The organism is Actinoplanes sp. NPDC051633 (genome assembly GCF_040681735.1).
Lineage (GTDB): Bacteria > Actinomycetota > Actinomycetes > Mycobacteriales > Micromonosporaceae > Actinoplanes.
Genome location: NZ_JBFAZH010001576.1, coordinates 1 through 1,453 on the forward strand (window position 1 = coordinate 1; position 1,453 = coordinate 1,453).

Consider the following 1,453-nt stretch of genomic DNA (forward strand, 5'->3'; position numbering starts at 1 on the left):
GCCGGCTGGACGCCGGCGCCGGTCAGCAGCGCGATCACCGCCAGCAGGGTGGCGAACGCGATCGCGTGCGTCCCGGTCCGGCTCGCGACCAGCGCCGGCGCCACCACGAAGGCGAGCGCGGGCGCCCCGAACACCCAGGGCGCCATCGGCAGCACCACGCCGAGGAAGCGGCGCCGGCCGGCCGGCGGGATGCGGGGCAGGACGGGCCGGGAGGCCGCGTCGGGCGAGCGGGTGTCGGGCGGGCGGGTGTCGGGCGTGCGGAACAGTGGGATCGCCGCGGCGGCGGACAGGGCGATGTGCACCGCGTACGGCAGAACGGTCGGATGTGGGCCCCACTGCGCGAGTGCGCCGGAGACGCCGGGCCCCAGCCCGAAGCCCGCGGTGAGCGTGAGCGAGGCGCGCCGGGCGCGGGCCGACGGGTCCGCGTCGTGCTGCGACAGCTCCTTGATCCAGCTGGTGCCGGCCACCATCGCCACCGCGACGCTCAGCCCGCACACCAGCCGGCCCAGGCACATGCCGAGCACCGAGGCGTCGAAGGTGGCCAGCACGACGCTGCCGGCGACGCCCAGCACCAGTGCGGCGGCGACCAGGATCCGGCGCCCGTGCCGGTCGGCGAACCGGCCGGTCAGCAAGAAACCCGGGATCAGCCCGAGCACGTAGAAGGCGAAGAACAGATTGACCTCGACGGCGCTGTAGCCGTCGACCCGGCGGTAGAGCAGCAGCAGCGGCGAGAAGTGGTTGCCACCCCAGGCCGCCATCAGGATCGCGGGAGCGGCGGTCCGCCACGGGTGCCTCACCCGATCATTCTCGGGTAGCGGCAGGCCTTCTAGAGCCCGAGCGTCGCGAGGCGTTCGTCATACTCGATCTCGATCTCACCCTCGTCGGCGCCGGACTCCCAGATCGCCATCAGGGCGGTCTTGGTCTGGTCGTCGAGGGCGTCGTAGCGGTCGCGCCACTTCTCCGCGCCGTCGGTCCAGTAACCCACCGTCTTGTACGCGCTCGACGGAAGTCCAAGCTCACGCCGCAGATACCGGCGGACGCCCCGCAGCTCCCGCGTCTCGCCGGCCACCCACACGTACCCGACGCCCGCGGGTCGCGGCAGCGACCGGACCACGTGCTCGAGCCGGCTCGGTGCGTGGCCGTTGCCGCCGTAGATCCAGGTGATCTCGACGCCGTCCGGCGCGGCCAGGTCGAGGTGGTGCCCGGAGCCGGGGACCTCGAGCACGGCGTGGGTGCGCACACCCGGGGGAGCGGTCTCGATCAGGCGGGCCGCGGCCGGCAGCGCGGCGCAGTCGGCCACCAGGAACTGCCAGGTCAGACCGGCCGGTGGGTCGTACATGCCGTCCGGGGTGTTCAGGCCGACCCGGTCGCCGGGCCGCGCGGCCTTCGCCCACTCGGCGGCCACGCCGCCGTCGTGGATGTCGAAGTCGATGGTCACCTCGCCGGTCTCCGG

The 1,453-nt window shown here is 74.1% G+C and carries 2 protein-coding genes; both read right to left on the reverse strand.

What is annotated here, in order from left to right; genetic code table 11:
- Positions 1-797 (reverse strand): MFS transporter (locus tag AB0M20_RS43265; RefSeq protein WP_364307290.1); only part of this gene is annotated, 797 nt, incomplete at its 3' end.
- Between the two features lie 29 nt (positions 798-826).
- The coding region (locus AB0M20_RS43270) for a siderophore-interacting protein (RefSeq protein WP_364307292.1) at positions 827-1,453 on the reverse strand (627 nt) is incomplete at its 5' end.